This is a genomic window from Allomuricauda sp. F6463D, from assembly GCF_023015965.1.
Classification (GTDB): Bacteria; Bacteroidota; Bacteroidia; order Flavobacteriales; family Flavobacteriaceae; genus Flagellimonas.
On the sequence record NZ_JALKAN010000002.1, the window covers coordinates 960786 to 981443 of the forward strand.

Consider the following 20658-nt stretch of genomic DNA (forward strand, 5'->3'; position numbering starts at 1 on the left):
CAACCTTGTGGGATATGAAGAAACATTACTTACTTGCCTTGTTAGTTGTTCTGGCATATGGTTGCGCCACCTACGAAACCAAGTATGCTGAACCCTTTATCCATTCTGCCGATTTAAATAAAAGGGAGGTGGAACATACTTTTTATCTAATTGGTGATGCGGGCAAATCGCCCATGGGAGAATTGAACCCTACCTTAAAACGGTTTAAACAAGTTCTTGATGGGGCCAATTCAAATAGCACAGTAATTTTCTTGGGTGATAATATCTATCCAGCTGGATTTGTGGACAAAGATGCCGATAAGGAAGGATACGAGCGTTCTAAACATTATTTGGACGCACAGTTGACCACACTGGAAAACTTTAAGGGAAAAACAATTTTTATCCCGGGCAACCATGATTGGTATAGTGGCGGTCTAAAAGGACTTAAAAGAGAAGAAGAATATATTGAGGATGCATTGGATGATAAGGAAGCTTTTCAGCCTGAGAACGGTTGTCCCATTGAAAAAATTGAAATCAATGAAAATATCATGGTCATTGCCATTGACACGGAATGGTACCTTGTTAATTGGGACAAGCACCCTACCATAAATGATGAATGTGAAATAAAGGATAGAGGTCGGTTTTTTGAGGAACTAGAGAGTTTAATCAAAAAGAACAGGGATAAAACCGTGCTAATTACGTTGCACCATCCCATGTTCACATATGGTTCACACGGCGGACAATTTTCTTTTGAACGGGGTTTGTATCCCAGTGCTGGTAAGGTACCGTTGCCCATTTTAGGTTCGGTAATCAATCTTTTGAGAAAAACTTCGGGAGCCACTGCAGAAGACCAGTCCAATGTGAGGTACAATGAATTAAAGAATAGGATTGTGACCCTTTCCCAATATTCCGATAAAATTATTTTTGCTTCGGGTCACGAACACTCCCTTCAATATATTGAAGAGTATGGAAAACCACAGATAGTGAGTGGTTCTGGAGCCAAAACAGGGGCAACTCGATTGTTGAATGGCAGTAAGTTTTCAACTGGAAAAAATGGTTATGCCATATTGAGAATATTCAAAGATGGTTCTTCCCAAGTAAACTATTATAGTGCGGATGCAAGTACCAATACATTACTGTTTCAAACAGAGGTGTTGCCGCCAGATAGATCAACTAAAAAAATAGAACTTTTAAATGATTTTCCAGCCTCAAAAATGGCATCAGTATACGAATCTGAACAAATAGAGGTTAGTGGATTTCATAAATGGTTGTGGGGCGAGCGGTACAGAAAATATTATGGCACCAAGGTTAAAGCACCCACGGTACGGTTGGATACATTGTTGGGAGGTCTAACCGTAGTTCGTAAAGGAGGCGGGAACCAATCCAACTCTTTGAGATTAGCTGATGAAAAAGGCAGGGAATATGTGATGAGGGGGTTAAGGAAAAGTGCTGAAAGGTATCTACAGGCAATTGCTTTTCAAGATCAATACATTATAGGGCAATTTGAGGACACATATACGGAAAAATTATTGTTGGATCTATATACGGGTGCACATCCTTACGCCCCATTTACCATTGCCAAATTATCGGATGCACTTGGAATGTACCATACCAACCCTAAGTTATATTATGTGCCCAAACAATCTGTTTTAGGTGATTTTAACAAGGAATTTGGCGATGAACTGTATATGATTGAAGAACACGTATCCGATGAACACGATAATTTGAAAAGCTTTGGATACACTAAGAAGATTGAGAGTACGTACGACCTTATGGAGAAACTGAGGGAAGACGAAGAATATAGTATAGATCAGAAGGAATACATAAAAGCACGACTTTTTGATATTCTTGTTGGGGACTGGGACAGACACATAGATCAATGGCGCTGGGCAGAATTTGAGAATGTAGATGGTGACAAGGTGTATAAACCAATTGCAAGGGATAGAGACCAAGTGTTTTCCCGTTGGGGGGATGGTCTAGTTATGAATTTTGGTTCCAGAGCAGTTCCTTCCCTTCGTATTTTTGAAGGGTTTTATGAAAAAATAAGAAGCGTAAAAGGGTTTACATCATCACCAAAGACATTTGCACTGGATATGGCTTTGCTGTCCGAAGCGGATATGGATATGTGGATAGAACAGGCAACATTAATTCAGCAAAATTTGAATGAAGAAATTATTGATGAAGCCTTTTTGGAATTCCCCGAAGAAGTCAGGGACAAGACTACGACCGAAATCAAAAAAATACTTCTTGCCCGAAAGGAAAACCTAATAGAAACAGCAAAGGAATATTACGCTATCTTGAATAAGTATAGTGTGATTACCGGAACCGATAAAGATGATTATTTTGATATTGTTTCGTTGCCTAATGGCAATGTAGCGGTAAGCGTATACAGAATCAAAGGTGGGGAAATCACAGATCTTTTCTTTAATAAGGAATATAATCCCGATTATACCAAAGAAATCTGGATTTACGGTTTGGATGATGATGACGTATTCAATGCCAAAACGGAAACCTCAAAAATAAAAGTTCGCATTGCTGGAGGTCAGAACAATGACATTTACAAAACCACAGAAGATTCCAAAAAGTTAACAGTTTACGATTTTAAGACCAAAAAGAATACTTTGGATGAGGCCTACGGAGGTAAAATCCGGCTCATTAACGATTACGAAAGCAATACGTACCAATTTTTAAATATTAAGGGAAGTAACAACCAACTATTGCCAACAGTGGGGTATAACCCGGACGATGGTGTAAAAATAGGACTAGCCAACACCTATACATTTAATGGGTTCAGGAAAAATCCATTTACCCAACAGCATACTGTAAATGCAGCATACTTTTTTGCCACCAATGGTTTTGATTTCGGGTACCAAGGAGAGTTTGCACATATATTCAACAAGGTTAACCTTGAGATAAATGCCAGATTTACAAGTCCTAATTTTACACAGAATTTTTTCGGTTTCGGAAACGAAACCGTTAACAATGATGATGACGAGTCTTTGGGAATGGATTACAATAGAGTTCGTATTCAGACATTGAAATTTGCCCCTTCCTTGGTATGGCGTGGATTTTTTGGATCTAAAGTGCGATTGGGGTTGGTATATGAAAACATTGAGGTCGAAGAAACCGAAAACCGCTTTATCAATCAGTTCTATGTAGCAGATGGAGAGGAAAATCACTTAAACTTTTTGGGAGCGGATGTGGAATACAGTTATTTTAATACCGATAATGAAGCATTTCCAACCATGGGAATGGGGTTAACTTTGGAAGGTGGTTTCAAAACCAATTTGGATGATACCTCAAAGTCATTTGGTTATATTATCCCATCCTTTTCCATGGACCATAAACTAACTTCAGATGGCAAATTGGTCTTGGCCACCAAATTTAAAGGGCATTTTAATATTGGAAATGGGTTTGAATTTTATCAAGGAGCCAGTATAGGAGGTGATAATGGACTCCGCGGTTTCCGTTTTCAACGATTTACTGGGAAAACAGCGTATTTTCAAAATACCGATCTACGATATAGTTTTAGACGGACAAAAACGGGTATTCTGCCAGTTACACCAGGCTTGTACGGAGGTTTTGATTACGGTCGTGTTTGGTTGCCAGGAGAGGATTCAAATAAGTGGCACAATTCTTATGGTGGTGGGTTTTTCCTTAATGGAGCGGATGTACTGTCTATTAATTTTGGACTTTTCAACAGTACTGATGGACTACGTTTTTCCTTTGGCCTTGGTTTTGGGTTTTAGCAGATTTATATAAATCCTATTGAGCCTTGTTTTCTTCTAAAAAGTACAATGCCATTCTAATTTTCCAGTAAGGGATTTGTTCCTCAAAATGTGTAAAAAAAGGTTTTAAACCTTCTGTTTTGCCATCCAGAACAGCTTTTGCAGCCTGGATATGCTCAACCTCTTCCTCAGAAATAAATTGGTGAAGGTCAATGGCTTCCCCTTCTTCGTGGGCCTTTGTAAGGTGGCCATAAATGGTATCTTCTTTCAATTCCCGTTGCAAGGCTATTTCGGGCACCTTCACCCCTTTTTTGAACAATGAAAAAGAGACCATATGTGTACTTTTTTTGGAGTCGTGCCAAGTATTGATAGCCTTGAGGAAGCGCTGGGCATACTTATCTTTTTTGGCTTCACCCACACCGCTTACCTCCATAAACTCTACTTCAGTTTGGGGTAGCTTTTCTTCCATGTCACGTAAAGATGCATCGCTGAATATGATATATGCCGGCACATTTTCTTCGCTGGCAATTTCTGAGCGAAGAGCTTTTAATTTGTCAAATAAACCATCGGGAGACGCTTTTTCTGTGCGTTTGCTCTGTATTTTTTTCTCCTCTTTTTGAAGTGTGGCAAGCTGTACCTTTCTATTTTTGAACAAAATTTGTTCTGCCAACGGAGTGAGCAATAAACGGCCATTTTCATGAAACCGAATCTCTAAAATACCCTGATTTACCATTTGGATGATGTATTGTTGCAGATCCTGCCAAGAAACATCTTTTATGGCACCATACGTTTTTATGTTTTGATAGCCTTTTTCCAATACTTGCGCATTTTGTGCGCCTCGGAGCACATCTACCAGCATGGTTAATGCTACCTGTTCTCGTAATCGATATACAGCAGAACAGACTTTTTGGGCCAGAATAGTGCCGTCAAAAAAATGGGGAGGCGATTTACAATTATCACAATTGCCGCAATTTTCGGAAACATGTTCACCAAAATAGTTGAGTAAAGCGATACGCCGACAGCTCAAGGCTTCTGCAAACTGCTGCATGCGTTCCAATTTGGCCAGCTGCACCTCTTTTGTTGATGAATCTTCAATAAACTTGCGTAGTTGGATTACATCGGAAAAGCTATAAAACAACAAGGTGTGCGCAGGTAGGCGATCACGTCCACTACGACCAATTTCTTGATAGTAGCTTTCTATGTTCTTTGGCATGTTATAATGGATTACCCAACGGACATTACTTTTATCTATGCCCATACCAAAAGCAATGGTGGCCACAATTATTGGTGTTCTGTCGTTGATGAAGTCTTCCTGAACCTTGTTACGGGTTTCAATATCCAATCCGGCATGGTAAGCTTGTGCTGTAAATCCATTGCTGTTTAATTTTTGGGCTAGTTTTTCGGTCCCTTTACGACTTAAACAATAAATAATACCATTTTGACCATTTCGCTTTTCTAAAAAACGGATAATTTGAGAAAATCGGTTGGTTCCCGGACGTACTTCGAGAAATAAGTTTTTCCTATCAAAAGACGCAATGTGCCTCTCGGCATTGCTTATGTTTAGCTGTTTTAGAATGTCATCTTGCGTTGCACTATCTGCTGTTGCGGTAAAGGCTGCAATGGGAACATTGGGCAGTTCCTCTTTTAATTTCCCCAATTGCGTATAAGCAGGCCGAAAATCATGTCCCCATGCTGAAATACAGTGAGCTTCATCCACAGCGATCAGACTTACAATTTCCTCGTTCAAAATGGGTGTTAAATAAGCTAAACTTTCGGGCGCTATATACAAAAGCTTGACTTCTTTATTCTGAAGTTTATTTAATATCTCATTCTGAATTTCAGTGGCTTGGCTACTATTATAGAACGCAGCTGGGATACCATTGGCCTTTAAGGAATCAACCTGATCTTTCATCAAAGCAATTAGTGGTGAAATTACAATGGTTGTTCCTTCATGTAGGAGTGCAGGTAATTGAAAACAAACGGATTTTCCACCACCAGTGGGCATAATGCCCAAAAGGTCTTTCCCTTCTAAAACACTGTTGACAATGGCTTCTTGATTAGGTAAAAATGAATCAAAACCAAAGTGTTTTTTTAAGAGTTGTAGGCTATGTTGTTGATTGGGAATCATAGTGGCCAAATGTCAATAATATATTGATTAAAAACAAATTAGATGAGAATGTTGGTCGAATCTTGAATCCTGCTTCGTGTTTTATGGGTGTCTTAAAAAAAATCTTGAAGACAATTAATTAAAATCGATATTCATAAAGTTTTCTGCCACCGTGTTTGTTTTCTTCATCCGCAATAAGAAGCGTTTTGTTGTCCACAAAACAAACCGATTCAATTTGCGTATTGGTATTTAGGTCAACGATTTTTAATGAAGATTCGGTGAAGTCCGGAGCACTAAAATCCGTAAGCAAAAACATAAACCCATAGCTTAGCAAAGCAATTGTTTTGCCATCAGGAGAAATATCGGCACTCGTTACCGAGCAATGGTCTTGGTCTGCACATAAGAACAACGAGCCCAAGAATTCAGCCTCGTATTCCCCTTCTTTATCAGGAACTCTATAAATCAAGGTCTTTCCAGAGTATGGTCTTGTACGGTTTTTTGTAAATATGTACAGATAATCGTTTAGGTGAAAAAAGCCCTCGGTATCAAAATAAAGACTGTCTTTTTGGGGAGGAAAATCCTTTTGTTGTGGGTATTTGAATTCAATTTTGTCAGCATTGGGTTCTTTTTTGTCCATCTCCTCCTTCGGAATTTTATAAATAACCAAATCCTTGCGCTTATTGGCATTATTGCCAAAATCACCAATATATAGGTTGCCCGCAATGTCAATGGTCAAATCTTCCCAATCTTGGTTTTTGGCATGGTCTATTTTTAAAGATTCCTTAAGGTCACCATCCTTATCAACCCTATATATTTTATCCTTGTTCCCGCTATCTTCAATCACCCATATTTTTCCATCAGGAGTAATTTCCATTCCGGAAACTTCTTTTAATTTAGAAGGAAGCTTGCCCAACTTGTCCATTTCACCCATGTATGTTTTCTGGGCACAAGCATTTATTGTCATTAAGAGAAAAACAAGGGCAATCTTATTCATTGGGTTCTTTTATGGGCATAAATATTTCTGTCGTCCATTCTAGCTCATTACCTCCCATATTTGGGTTATTATTAAAAATTTCAAGTGGTTTGTCCTCAACAGGTATGTTGTTCTGTTCTGCGTAGTCCAATATGGCATACCAAGCACGATCTGAGGTGATATAATTTCCGTGGTAGACGGCCTTGATGGCGTTCTTACTAAAGATACGTTTATATTCAATATCCGGATGGTCCGGAAGCCTTTCGGAGCGAATAATCGGGTTGCAGAAGTTGTAGGTAAGACTATTGTTTTCCAAATCCCAATCCAGTACTTCTACAAAGGGCGGACCGTTCAATGTTATTTTTTTCTCCAATAAAATGGTGTTTAGAAAATTGTAATTGGCCATCATGCCCTTAGCCTTGTCCTCCGGTGCTGTTTTGAGTTGTACACATGCACAATAGGACGAGAATGTTTCTTCCTCACCTTCAATGGAAACAGTAAACCCTTTTATATGTTCGTTCAAAAAACTATTGAAGTCCAAGAGCAATTTTCGTGAACCTTTCTCAAAATCGGTATCAGAAAATGGTACTGACAAACGATTGCTCATGGAATGGTCTTGATCTTTGATATTGACTTGAACTTTGCTCAAAGAATCGTGTACTGGACTAATCTTCCATTCATATAAATGGACAGAATCGTTCATAAAAATTTTCTGCTTAAAATGTTTTGGATTTATGTAGACCAGAGGGTGTACAGAATCAAAACCGTTGTTCCAAGCTTTTACAGTTTCGAATATGGTTCCAGGAATTGCTTTTGCTTTAAAATTAACCTGATAATCTTGCGGCTTTAAAAACAAGTACCACAAAACTACTCCTACCACAAGGGCTAGAACTATTGAATAAATCTTCCTCATAATTAACCAACAAAAATAGGAATTAGCGCTTTGTCATGTCCAATTTATCCACTACAAATTTTCCGAGGTCCCTACCTTGTTTTACTCCTACTTCTATAGCTGCTCTATAATGGATGCCACCATACATTCGGCTAATAGCAGCTTCGTCGGCAGCTTGGTTAAAGGAGGTAAAAGAACGGATTGGAAGACCATAGGCTACTTCTGTATCGTCATCAAAAGCGAAGTCATCACCAAAGATATCCGTTAAGGCGGTAGCTGCGGCACCGGAGACCACACTGTGTCCGCTGGTATACTCTGGAAACGGTGGTGTTTGTAATACAGGCTCCCAACTGTCGTCCAAATATTCATTGATCACAGTTTCTGGACGTATCAGGTTACTTCTGTATTTTTCATCCCAACAGCTTATAAAAGCATCGGCTATGGCAATTGATGTTTTAGTATAGGCGTAAATTGTTTGGGCATAATCGGCATTTACTTTTCTTGAAGCTATTTTGGTAATCCCTATCCAATGGGCACCTGGTGTGATTTTTTTTGTAGCAAACATTAAATGTCCCCTTGATACGGAAACATAGGGGTTACAGTCCCAAAACTGGGCTATTTCTATTTCTTCGGATTTATCCCCTTTCTCTATCATGCTTTTTCTTACCTCGTACACTTCCATTAACTCCTTATAAAAATCGGAGTCCTTTTCCATGGAGAATTCCGGCGGAGGAACAGGCTTGAACTGTTGTGCAGAATCAATAGCAAAAGGGCGTATTTTGTTCCAATGGGGTTCTATTCCGTTCATGTAGGCCGGAGGTGTAGGTTGCCAGCGTGAGGGGTCTTCAGAGTTTACGGAGAATTTTGGCATGGTACGGGTTTCTTTGTAGTTGTCCTTGTCCATCCATTCGCCTATAAAATCAGCTACTTGTAGGCCATAATCTTTGGAAGCGTTAAAAACGGGCTCATTCTTATCTGTCCAAATAGTATATAGACTATCACGAAAATTTTCAATCCTATCTTCTGAAAAAATCAATCTTTTGTTCAAATCTATATGGGCAATGAGTGCGGCCATTTCAAAATTGATGTTCTCTTCATTTTTTGGTTCAGGAATGCTTTTCAAGTTGGTTACTTGTCCTGTCAAGGATTTATAATTGTCATTCTTTAAGGCAATGATTTCATATGCTGCAATATTGGGGTATGCAAATATCCTGCTGGCCACTGGGGGTGAAAAGATATCGTGAATCATTACTTCGATAACCTTGTCCATGGAAGCATGCAGTTCCTCTGGAGTGATTTCGATGGGTTCCTGTCTTTTTTGACATGAAGTCAGAACCAATAACACTATTGCGATGAGACTTATTCCTTTTTTCATGATTTGTTTTACTTGTTGATTTTATAGACTTGTGCTTTGTCGTTGTTGAATGTAGCTAACAAATACTTTTTATTATTAAGTGTAATTGTTTTTAAATGCCGAATTGATTTTTTGGTAAAATCCAACCCCAATTGATTGCCCAATAGAATATCGGTTTCATTTTTGAGTAGGGCTCCAGGAAATGAATCCAGCCTGCCATGATAGGGTTTTACTCCAAAATAGTTACCGCCGAGCAATACTTCCCGATTGCCATCACCATCAAAATCATCTACTAAAAAGGACATGATCGGTGATATTTGGAGCTCATTCTTAAAGGGAACAAAAACAAATGAACCTCCATCATTTCTCAAATATCCCGATGTAAGGGTATTTACTTCCAATTGCGTAGATGCTTTTAACATGTCCTCGCCAAAAATCTCTTCCATGGTGACACCTGCAAAAGATTTGTATGTAGTATATTTCTTTTTCAGATAGACCATTTGAGAGGCTAATCCGTCCAATGTTTCCAATGGATAATATTCACCATTTTTTTCCATGGCAGTTACGGTTTCAGTTTGACCGTTCTCGTCAAAATCATTAAAATATAACTTCATGGGATGCTCTTGAGATGCCTTGAACTTGGAGTTGGTCCCCCAGTTGCCCAAGAGATAATCGGTGTCTCCGTCCCCATCAATGTCAAAAGCTTCAATGGCTTGCCAAAGACCGGTAATATTTTCTTGCTGGACTTCTGTGAAAGTGCCATTTTGATTTTTCAAAAACCTTGGAGCCATCCATTCCCCAACCAAGATGAGATCCGTGATTCCGTCATTATCAAAATCGCTCCAAATAGCATCGGTCACCATTCCTTTGGAAAATTCCTCAAATGATTTATTCACCTTAAAAGTTCCATTCTGATTCTCCAACAAATAGGAACTGGCTAGAGTTCCAAATTTGGATGTAATGGTATGTCCACCCACAAAAACATCCAAGTCACCATCACCATCAAAATCAAAAGGTTTTACCACAGATGAGTTTTGATAAAACTCTGGCAACTCAACACTGGTAAAAACGGTATCTTTTTGTATGTAATATGCATCCATCAAAGGAGTGGCCTTTCCAAAAAAGTCGCCCCCTCCCGAACTAACAATCAAGTCATTTTTTCCATCTTCGTTAAAATCTGCTATAGCTGCAGAGACATTTTCTCGAATCCTATCTTTTATAATGGTATCGTATGGCCGGTGTATAAAAACAGAGTCTTGTTGAAGATAGATTTGTGAGGGTTCGTATTTAGATCCGCCAAAGAATACATCATCTTTTCCATCTCCGTTTAAATCACCGACTGCTACAGCTGGCCCTCTATCGGAGACTTGATAGGGAATCAATTTTTCACGGTTAAAATCGGTATAGTTGTCCTCTTTGTGAGTAAAATTAAGACCTAGATTGTTGGGTACGGGACTGAACAGTGGTTTTTTGGTTACGTGTAACGAATTATAATCAAAAGGTATTGTGTTTTTTGGAGCTACGGTCAGTGTTTGGTTTACGGGCACGTTTTTAACAACCTGATAAGTTTTGTTCGGCCAAATAATTTTAATGGAATCGATTTGTTCCACTTTTTGATATCCAAAATGGATTATCGGTTCGGAAGATGCTTGAAAACCTCTTGTAGGAAACAGCTCTTTAAATTGCAATTGACCGTTGGAATATGAATATACCTTGGTTCCGATGCCATGCGTATTTTTTTGGGTGTAATTAAATTTTAGTTTTATATAATTTCCTTTGCCGTTTGTTTTGTTAATGTACAGTGTCGCTGGTCGATCAATGTTGTTCGTAACTAAATCCAGATCGCCGTCACCATCGAGGTCGCCCACAGCGGTCGCACCGGAAATTAGGGTATCTTTTGTAATCCAATCTCCGGACATGTCTTGAAAATTCAAATCTGTTCCGCCTTTAAAAACATAGTTGTGCACATTTCCAGACGGCATTAAGTCCAAGGCTTTTTGGTCTACGAGTTTGGTGTTGTCCATTTTTTGCTGGATTTGTTCACTGGAAACAAATTTGATGAAATCCAAGTCGTTGGGTCTTTTTGGAATCCCGTTGGAAATGAATATATCCTGTTGGCCATCAAGGTCATAATCACCAAAAAGGGCACTCCAGCTCCAATCTGTCGCTGCTATACCACTCATCAGTGCGGTTTCCATAAAATTACCGTCTGGTTGGTTCACGAACAACATATTGCGTGTAAACTGATAGTGGTAGCCAAAACGCTCAATCCTCATTTTTTGGGTCTGGATGTTGTCATCCCCTTCAGAGGATTTTAGGGCCACTTCGTCTTCGGGAAGCATGTCCAAAGAAATAAAATCTGGGCGTCCATCATTATTTATATCAGCTACATCGCTGCCCATGGAAAAACGAGAAGTATGTCCAAAGTATTTTTTTAAACTTTCCGTAAATGTCCCATCCCCGTTGTTGAGGTAATAATAATCGTCTTCATGGAAGTCATTGCCCACATAAATGTCCGGATACCCATCTTGATTAAAATCGGCAATGGCCAAACCTAGCCCATACCCATTGATTCCTCCATAAATACCGGCCTCTTCACTTACATCGGTAAAAGTTCCATTGTCGTTTCGTAAAAGTTTGTCACCTGTTTCATAGCGGCGTTCGTACCTAAGATCAAAACGACCAAAGGAATTTTGGGTGTGTACTGCATGGTTGAGGAGATAGAGATCGAGATCACCGTCCAAGTCATAATCAAAGAAAGTGGCGTTGGAACTGTAGGAATCGAAATCCAGTCCATATTTTGCTGCACTTTCAGTAAAGGTATTGTCCCCATTGTTTATGTACAGCTCATTGAAACCATTAAATCCATTGATGCCAACTACGGCACATACATAAATGTCCAAAAATCCGTCACCATTTACGTCGGCCATGGTGGTTCCAGTGTTCCAGCTACTGTTTCCTTCTATCCCAGCGGTTGTTGAAATGTCTTCGAATTTTAAATCACCCTTGTTGAGATACAATTTATTTTTGACTTGGTTTCCTGAAAAGAAAATATCGGGCAAACCATCATTGTTGATATCGCCGATGGAAACTCCTCCTCCGTTATAAAAATAGAGATAATCCAAAATGCTCAAGTCATCGGTAGATGTAAGGGTATTGGTAAACTGGACCCCGGTTTTTTGTGGGCCGGGATTTTCAAAAAGACTGCCTTCCTTTTTGCAAGAAGCAATCAAAACTGTTGCTAGTACTATGATGAGAAACCTATTCATTCAGAGCGAAAATCTTTGGTTTATTGTTGTTAATTGCGGCAATAACATAAATTTTGCCATTTTTATCCTTGAACTGTTTTAGGTATTTCACTTCTTCCCTGATCTTAAAGCCGCTTGTCTCATAATCTTGCCAGGTAAAATTTAGGTTGCCGTCCCCCAACAATAGGTTTCCTTGGCTTGCATCCAAACGTGAAAACTGCGGTTTAAATTCGTAATTGTTACCCGCCATGATCAAGTCAAGGTTGCCATCGTTGTTCACATCGGCACAGGTAATATCACAAATACAAGAAAGTTGCACTCTTGGAGGTAGATTTTTAATGGTAAATTTACCACCTCCTTCATTAATGGCTATTACAGATGCCGAGGTCTCTACTTTCTTTACAATCGACTTGTCCATGACTTCTTTTGGGAAAAGCTGTTGGATGGTACGGTGGGCATAATCTGTTGCCTTTAGGTTCTGTTTTTTAAGTGAAGGTAGTTGATCGGTAAGCTCTCTTTTTTGATGAATTGGATAATCGCCACCATTTTCTTGCATGGTCATGATTTGCTCAATGGTGCCATTGTTGTCATAATCGTTGATATACAATTTCATTGGTGCGTATTCCGTAGGTTTGTAATGAAGATTGAGACCTTGGTTGCCTAAAATTAAATCTTGGTCTCCGTCGCCATCAAGGTCTGCCGTTTCTACGGTATTCCACCATCCATGAAGACTGTCTAGGGAACTTGTCATTTTTGTTAATCGCCTGCCGGTGTTCTTATAGATTTTTGGGGTGTCCCATTCTGCAGTAATGATAAGGTCTTTTTTACCATCACCATCAATGTCCTCCCATTTGGAATCGGTTACCATACCGGCATTTTTGAGGTCGTACCCCAAGCGTTCCGTTACATCGTTAAAAGTGCCATCTCCCATATTTTCAAGTAGAAGATGGTCAGGAGATAAACCATACACGCCTACTACACTTCGCGACCCGATAAAAAGATCTACATCTCCGTCGTTGTCAAAGTCATATGGAGCTATTGTTGCAATATTTTTAAATGTTGAAGGTAGCTCATTTTCAGATTTTGAAAAGTTTCCGTTGCCATCATTTAAATATAATCGAGCTCTGTAATTACGCTCCATTCCCACAACATTACCGCCGGAGCCAACGACCAAATCAAGATCTCCGTCACCATCTGCATCAAAAAATGAGGCGGCGACATCTTCAAATTCTTTATCTTCTTCAAAGGCCTTTATTGACTTAGGTACTACGTTACCATTGCCCCTATGCATATATATGGTTCCCGGTTGTCCTTTAGCTCCACCAATGTAGAAGTCTTCATTGCCATCACCATCAATGTCGGCCACAGCTAGTGAAGGTCCTTCTTGGGAAACCTTATGCGATATAAGACCTTCGTAATCAAAATCATTGTACTTATCTTCTTTATGTGCAGCGACGACACTTGTAGCCAATTCCTTAAGGAAAGGCTTTACCGTTGCTTTGTTTGGTATTGTATAGGTTTCCTCTGCATTGGAATAATCTAATACCAATACTTGGTTGGCCGCTACTTTTTCCAATTTTTGAGTAAGGTTATCGGGCCATACAATACGAATAGAATCCAATTGTCCGGTTTTACCCAAACCAAATGTCATATCATACTGTACCGAAGATTGGAAGCCTCGGGATGGAATCAATTCTTGATTTATGATATTACCGTTAAAATATAGTTTGGCCAATGTGCCAACTGCAAATGGGTTGGTTTTTGGCCCTTTGAATTTTAATTGGATATAATTGTTGTTCAATTGGGTGTCCGTGTTGTTTTTGTAAATAAAGGCCTGTGTGTTTACATTGTTTATTACTAAATCTAAATCTCCATCGTTGTCCAAATCTGCATATGCGGCTCCATTTGAGCGGGAGGGGAGCTCAAATCCCCATTCTTTATTCGCATTTTTAAAGGTGATATCCCCATTGTTTTTGTATGCAAAGTTCGGCTGTGGTTTTACCGGCATTTTGCTGATAATGGAGTCAATGGATTCTTTCTTGCCTGTTAAAGCCATTTTTTGAACAATTTCGTTGGCAAAAAAGTCTACAAAGTCCAAATCGGTAAGATCGTGGTTTATTCCATTAGTGATAAAAATATCCTTTAGACCATCATTGTCCATATCAAACATGAGTCCTGCCCAGCTCCAATCCGTGGCATGGACACCACTGTAGTAGGCAACTTCGGAGAATGTGCCGTTACCGTTATTGAGCTGTAATGTGTTTTGGATATATTGTTGGCCAAAATCTTTGCTTTGCTTTAGGTCAAAAATATTGTAGCCTTCAAACTCCATTACGGATTTTACCCTATGTTCTTTTTCGGGTAACATATCTGTAATGAAAATATCATTGTGCCCGTCATTGTTAATGTCGGCTATATCTATTCCCATAGCGGATAGGCTCAAATGGGAAGTCCAATCCTTAATTTCTTCATTGAACGTTCCATCTTTTTGATTTATATAGAGGTAATCCCTTTCATAAAAATCGTTGGACACATAAATATCGGGGTACAGATCACCGTTAAAATCTGTGACCATTACACCTAGACCGAAACCGATTAGGCTTCCATAAATACCTGCCTCCTCACTAACATCAACAAATTTCCCATTGTCATTTCTTAAGAGCATATCACCAACCCCTTTGAAAATGTCGGGCACGCCTTCCCAATCCTGGGCTCTTACTTCCCGTTGTTCGGCATAGCCAAGACTACTTACGGGAATGTTGCTGTTGTTGAGAATGTATACATCCAAATCCCCATCTTTATCATAATCAAAAAAAGTGGCGTGGGTTGTGAATCCAGTTTTGGCCAAGTTATATTCTTCCGCTTTTTCGGTAAAGGTCAGGTCTCCATTGTTTATATAGAGGTCGTTATCATGGTTGTTGCCTTCCATGTTACCAGCATTACAGACATAAATGTCCAACAACCCATCATGATTAATATCTACCATTACCACTCCTGTGGACCAAGGTTTGTTTCCCAATACTCCTGCACTTTCCGAGATGTCCTCAAACTTCATGTCCCCTTTGTTCAGATAAAGTCTGTTGGGAACCATGTTACCAGTTAGGTAAATATCTTCTAGTCCATCGTTGTTGATATCACCAATAGCAACCCCGCCACCATTGTAAAAGTTTCGGTATTTAAAAATGTTGAAATTCTTTTGGTTTTCAATCGAATTAATGAACGTAACACCTGTTTCCTCTGGTTTCAACAGGGTAAAAAGTGTATCCATTTCCTTTTCCGCCACTTGTTGTTTTCCTTCATTGTTCTTACAGGACAATAGTCCTGTTAGGAGAAGGCATACAGTTATATATTTAAGTTTCATTTATCGTTTTGTTTTTGGACCAAAAAAACGGGAGCACCATTGTTCATTGTAATTATGAACTCCGCATTCCCATTCCTATTTATTTTTTCAATTTTTCTGGCTGCGCCGGAAATCCCCAAGTTTTGTTTCCAAGTTATAGTGCCATTATTGTCATTTTGTAATAAAAATCCGTGTGAAGCGTCCAATCTACCAAGTTGGGTGCTTATCTCAAAATTATTGCCTACCATTAATATTTCATTAATCCTTTCTTCACTGTTTTTTACCAAGTAAATATCGTTCACCGAAGAAGATTGCACTAACCTGGGAAGTTCTTTTATGCTAAAGTTATTGTTGCCATCATTTTCAAAATATGAAGTGGCGAGTAGATATACTTTTCTTTTAGTTGCTTCTTCTAATTTATCATCACCAAATAATTCTTCTAAGGAGGCCTTTGCAAAGTCTTTGTAGAACAGAAATTTTTTATTCAAAAAAGGCATTTGCTTGGTAAGTTCATCTTTAGATGCAAAAGCAGTTTCCCTGTCCCCATGAAAATGGGTCACTACGGTTTCAATGGAACCATTGTCATCAAAATCGTTGATATAGAGTGTGATCGGTTTTTTAGTGGAGGCATTGAACTTGGTATTGAGTCCCCAGTTGCCAGCAAGTAAATCCAAATCTCCATCATTATCCAAATCGGCAACTTCAATGCAGTTCCACCACCCGTTGGTTTTTGCTAGGCCATTGTCCTTTTGGGGTAATAGTTGTTTTCCGTTGTTCAAGAAGATGGTGACTGGAATCCAATGACCAACAACAATAAGATCTTGAAATCCATTTTTATCAAGATCTTTCCATATAAAATCTTTTACATTGCCTATATTTTTCAGTTCTGGTGCGAAGGAAGATGTCACATCCTTAAAATTGCCTTTTCCATCATTTTCCAAAAGGTATTGCTCACTTTTCTCCCCAAATTTCGTTGGAACTGCGTTTGAAGTAATAAAAAGATCGAGATCTCCATCGTTGTCAAAATCCACGACGTCAGCTTTTGATGCATTTACCTCAAGTTCCGAGAAGTTTTCTTCGTCTTTGGTGAAAATTCCTTTGTTGTTACGATATAGTCTTGGTTGGAGCGGTTTGCCAGTAGTGAATTCATTGCCACCGCTAACTACGATTAGATCTAGGTCTCCATCATTATCTATATCGGCAAAAACTTGGTCAATATCTTCGTTGATTGCATCTAGATCGAATAGTTCCGGTTGATGCGCATTGAAGTTGCCTTTTTCATCTTGTAGGTATAGTTTTGAAGCTTGTGTTTTTCCACCGCAGATAAAAAGATCATCCATTCCATCGTTGTTGATATCTGCTATTGCAGTCGACGGACCTTCATTTGAGTAAGCAAATGGAATAAGTGGGTTTCGGTCAAAATCCAGACTGGGATATTCTTTATGAACAAATTCAATACTTTGTGAAGAAGGTTCATACTCTGGATTTTTAGGTGTTATGTTCGTAAAATAATTTCCTGATGCATTGGAATAGCTAACTTCCAATACTTGATTGGCCTTGATGTTATGTAAGGTTTCAAATTTTCCTGCTGGCCATATTACTTGGATAGAATCAATTATGGTGTCTTTGCCATGACCAAAGTTTAGACTATTGTCCTTAGCAGACATAAAACCCCGGGTTGCAATGTTTTCTTGGACAGCTACTTTATTATTGTTGAATACAAGAACTTTAACACCTATCCCAAATTTATTTTTTGGACTTCCTTCAAATTTAATTTTTGTAAAGTTCCCACCTTCTAATGTGTTTTCCATTACAAAGGCTTCTTGGTTTACGTTGTTTACGACCAAATCCAAATCTCCATCGTTGTCCAAATCCGCATAAACAGAACCGTTACTATAGGAGTCTAATTGTGGTCCCCAGGTATCGGTTACATTGGTAAAATCTGTACCCCCGTTATTTTTATAATAATAGTTTTGTACTTTCTTCTTTGGTAGCCGATCAATAAGAGCCATGTCCTTGTCGGACAGTCCTTTTTCTATATTTTGTTGAATATCCTCGTTCGAAATGTAATTTATGTAATCCATGTCGTTGGTTACACCTTGAATGCCGTTGGATATAAAAAGATCTTTGAACCCGTCATTATCAAAGTCTGCCAGTAACGCTCCCCATGACCACTCCGTTGCATCTATTCCACTTAAATTGGCAATTTCTGCAAAGTTTTCACCATCTAAATTTAAATGAAGTGTGTTTGCCATGTACTGAGGAGCAAAGCCATTTTTAAGGTATTGTTGGTATACTGGATAAGGATATTCCAGACCGGATGTTTTGTACGTTTCCAGATCCTCTGGCAGCATATCCAAGGATATAATGTCGGATAGCCCATCATTATTGATGTCGGCGATATCGTTGCCCATTGAAAAGTGGGTGGTATGTCCCAATTTCTTATCATCATCAGAGATGGTCTCTTTAAATGTTCCGTCCTGTTGATTGATATATAAATAGTCGTTTTCAAAAAAATCATTACCAATATAGATGTCTGGGTAACCGTCGTTATTTATGTCGCTAATTGCAAGTCCCAATCCATACCCTATAGATCCTTGGAAAATACCAGCTTCTTTGGATACATCGATAAATCTACCGTTTTCATTTTTAAAAAGGATATCGCCGGACATGGAGTCTACAATTTTTCGTTTTGCGCCTTTTCCATAGGAACGATTTGGATTTACCGAATGATTTAGGAGATACATGTCCAAATCACCGTCCAAATCATAATCAAAAAAAGCAGCTTGAGTGGAATATCCGATAAAGTCCAAACCATACTTTTTAGATTCCTCCTTAAAAGTAGGTATGCCATCTTGATTGTTTCCTTGATTAATATAAAGCAAGTTATGTCCACGGATGACACCATGGTCCCCAACTTTGGAAATGTATATATCCAAAAGCCCATCGTTGTTAACATCGGCTTGTGTAACACCTGTAGTCCAGCCAGATTCGTTTATGAGCTTAGCAGTCGTAGTGATGTCTTTAAATATAAAATCTCCTTGGTTAAGATAAAACTTGTCTTGTTCCTGATTGGAAGTGAAATAGAGGTCTACAAGGCCATCACCATTAAAATCACCAGCTGCCACTCCGGCCCCATTATAAAAATAGAGATAGTTTAAAATGTTAAGGTCTGGGTTCTGGGTAAGTTGATTGTTAAATGTTATTCCTGTGTGTTGCGAATCTTTTTGAACAAATAGCGTTTTCGTTTCTTTTTTCCCACAACTTGTTAGGGTTAGTACAAAGCCAAAAATAATCCAGAGTTGTCCTCTCATTTCTTTCATTAAAAGCAGTGGGTAATTTAATTAATTCCAGAGCAAGTGGGGCAGGGTAACGATTAATCTTTTTCTAATGAAAGATTAATGTTTGATTAAGGTTATACCAAATAAAAAGGAAAGACCACCGATCGGTGGTCTTTCCATATATAAACGACTTAAACTTTGTTTTATTAATATCCTGGGTTTTGTACCAAGTTAGGGTTCGAGATTATTGCCGTTGCAGGTATAGGGAACAAGTTTTTGGTGTCATCCCCAGAGACCTCTTTGTAAGACCATGGAGCAGTAAACTGCCCGAAACGAATCAAATCGTTTCTTCTCCAAAGCTCACCATACAATTCTCTTCCTCTTTCATCAATAATGTCTTGCTCGGTAACACTTCCTAATGCAGAAGCTCCTCTCAATGTTCTAAGAGCATTAACCATTGCTGTTGGGTCTCCTCCACTTCGTAACATGGCCTCAGCTTTCATTAAGTAAGCATCGGCATATCTGAATACAATCTTGTGATTGGCAAAAGCACCATTGGCAGGGTTGTATTTAATTACCCTAATTCCAGTTCTTTCGTTGTTACCCAACAAACCTGGTAATTCTTTTGTGAAGACCAAAGGGGCTCCGGTTCTGTCTGTATAGGGATTACCGTTGGCATCGTACTGTTGTCCAATTAGGAAACCGTTTCCAATACCAAAGTTTGTCCCATCTGTAGGCACAAAACCTCTTCTTTCTTCCTGACCTGAACCAGTAGTGTTTACGTTGGCATCACCTTCAAACAAATCATAGAATTCTGCAATCGTGGTAAAACCGTTCCAACCACCAGCTTGATCTGGAACTACTTGATTGTAGTGTAAAGTGTTCCAAATGTTTTCACCAACACCAGCTGTTGTAAACCAGATAGTTTCAGTATTTAAATCGTTGATGTCTTCGTAGCCTCCATCTTCAAACAATTCAAAATATCCTTCTTTAAGGGCAAATCCTTCAGCTTCGATATCATCTACTAAACTAATAACTTGTTGCATATCCGAAGCGTCTGGTGTTCCGGAGCCTGTGTATATATGCTTATTCAAGTAAAATTTAGCCAATAATATCATTCCGGCTGCTTTTGAAGCTGAGACCAATTCTTCACTTGGGCCTACAGACGGTAAATCTGGAATGGCTTCGGTCAAATCGGTTACAGCAAAGTCATAAGCCTCGGTTCTTGTCATAACTGTTGGATTTACATCCGGTCCTTCATCTGGAGTTCTGAATGGAACTTGCCCAAACATATCAATTAACCAAAACATGCTATAAGCTCTTAAAAACTTAGCCTCAGCAACTTGTTGTGTAGTTGGGCTACTTCTACTATCAATAATAGTAGTTGCATTAAATACATTACTATTCTGATCGTTCCAAACATTTTTCACTCTTTGGTGTGTTGGACTCCAAGTGTGAGAATGCAAAGTTCTCCATACTCCGTTGTCTCCCCAGTCTGTTCCACGAGTTGGAACCACAAACTCATCGGTACTCACTTCCGCAAGTGCGTACAAATTTTCTTGTGTTTGTAATTGACCTCTTACTGAATTGTAAAGTGCAGTAAGGCTCGACTCAGCTTGGACTCCTGTAAATTCACCGCTCAAGTCGGTGAATATCGAATCTGTCTGTTCGATTTCTAAATCTGTGCAACCCAACATACCCAAGGATAGTGCCCAGATGTAAATTTTATTTAGTTTAATAGCTTTCATAGAAATTA

General features: G+C 39.0%; 9 protein-coding genes. 1 reads left to right on the plus strand and 8 read right to left on the minus strand.

Annotated features, from left to right (window positions below; translation table 11 throughout):
- Nucleotides 1-14: 14 nt before the first annotated feature.
- Entirely contained in the window at nt 15-3728 is a 3714-nt protein-coding gene (locus MWU56_RS12770; RefSeq protein WP_247044926.1) for a metallophosphoesterase, read from the plus strand.
- A 16-nt stretch (nt 3729-3744) separates the two neighbouring features.
- Here the strand turns inward: MWU56_RS12770 and recQ are convergent, their stop codons facing one another.
- The 8 genes from recQ to MWU56_RS12810 all read right to left on the minus strand — a co-directional run bounded on the left by recQ (nt 3745) and on the right by MWU56_RS12810 (nt 20650).
- Nucleotides 3745-5835, minus strand: a complete 2091-nt coding sequence (gene recQ / locus MWU56_RS12775) for a DNA helicase RecQ (protein ID WP_247044927.1) — start codon at nt 5833-5835, stop codon at nt 3745-3747.
- 118 nt (nt 5836-5953) lie between these two features.
- The gene (locus MWU56_RS12780) at nt 5954-6808 is read right to left on the minus strand and encodes a hypothetical protein (RefSeq protein WP_247044928.1); all 855 of its coding nucleotides are present in this window, start codon (nt 6806-6808) and stop codon (nt 5954-5956) included.
- Complete coding sequence (locus MWU56_RS12785; RefSeq protein WP_247044929.1) at nt 6801-7700, minus strand: GyrI-like domain-containing protein; 900 nt, start codon at nt 7698-7700, stop codon at nt 6801-6803. Before MWU56_RS12785 ends, MWU56_RS12780 begins: the two co-directional genes overlap by 8 nt.
- Nucleotides 7701-7722: 22 nt before the next feature.
- Nucleotides 7723-9054 carry a vanadium-dependent haloperoxidase gene (locus MWU56_RS12790; RefSeq protein WP_247044930.1) on the minus strand — a complete coding sequence of 444 codons (1332 nt, stop codon included), beginning with the start codon at nt 9052-9054 and terminating at the stop codon, nt 7723-7725.
- Between the two features lie 8 nt (nt 9055-9062).
- Complete coding sequence (locus MWU56_RS12795) at nt 9063-12302, minus strand: VCBS repeat-containing protein (RefSeq protein ID WP_247044931.1); 3240 nt, start codon at nt 12300-12302, stop codon at nt 9063-9065.
- On the minus strand, nt 12295-15642 hold the full coding sequence (locus MWU56_RS12800) for a VCBS repeat-containing protein (RefSeq protein WP_247044933.1): 3348 nt from the start codon (nt 15640-15642) through the stop codon (nt 12295-12297). The genes MWU56_RS12795 and MWU56_RS12800 overlap by 8 nt, the downstream gene beginning before the upstream one ends.
- Nucleotides 15639-18944, minus strand: coding sequence for a VCBS repeat-containing protein (locus MWU56_RS12805; protein WP_247044934.1), 3306 nt, complete (start codon nt 18942-18944; stop codon nt 15639-15641). Before MWU56_RS12805 ends, MWU56_RS12800 begins: the two co-directional genes overlap by 4 nt.
- A gap of 164 nt (nt 18945-19108) precedes the next feature.
- Complete coding sequence (locus tag MWU56_RS12810; protein ID WP_247044935.1) at nt 19109-20650, minus strand: RagB/SusD family nutrient uptake outer membrane protein; 1542 nt, start codon at nt 20648-20650, stop codon at nt 19109-19111.
- Nucleotides 20651-20658: the final 8 nt, after the last annotated feature.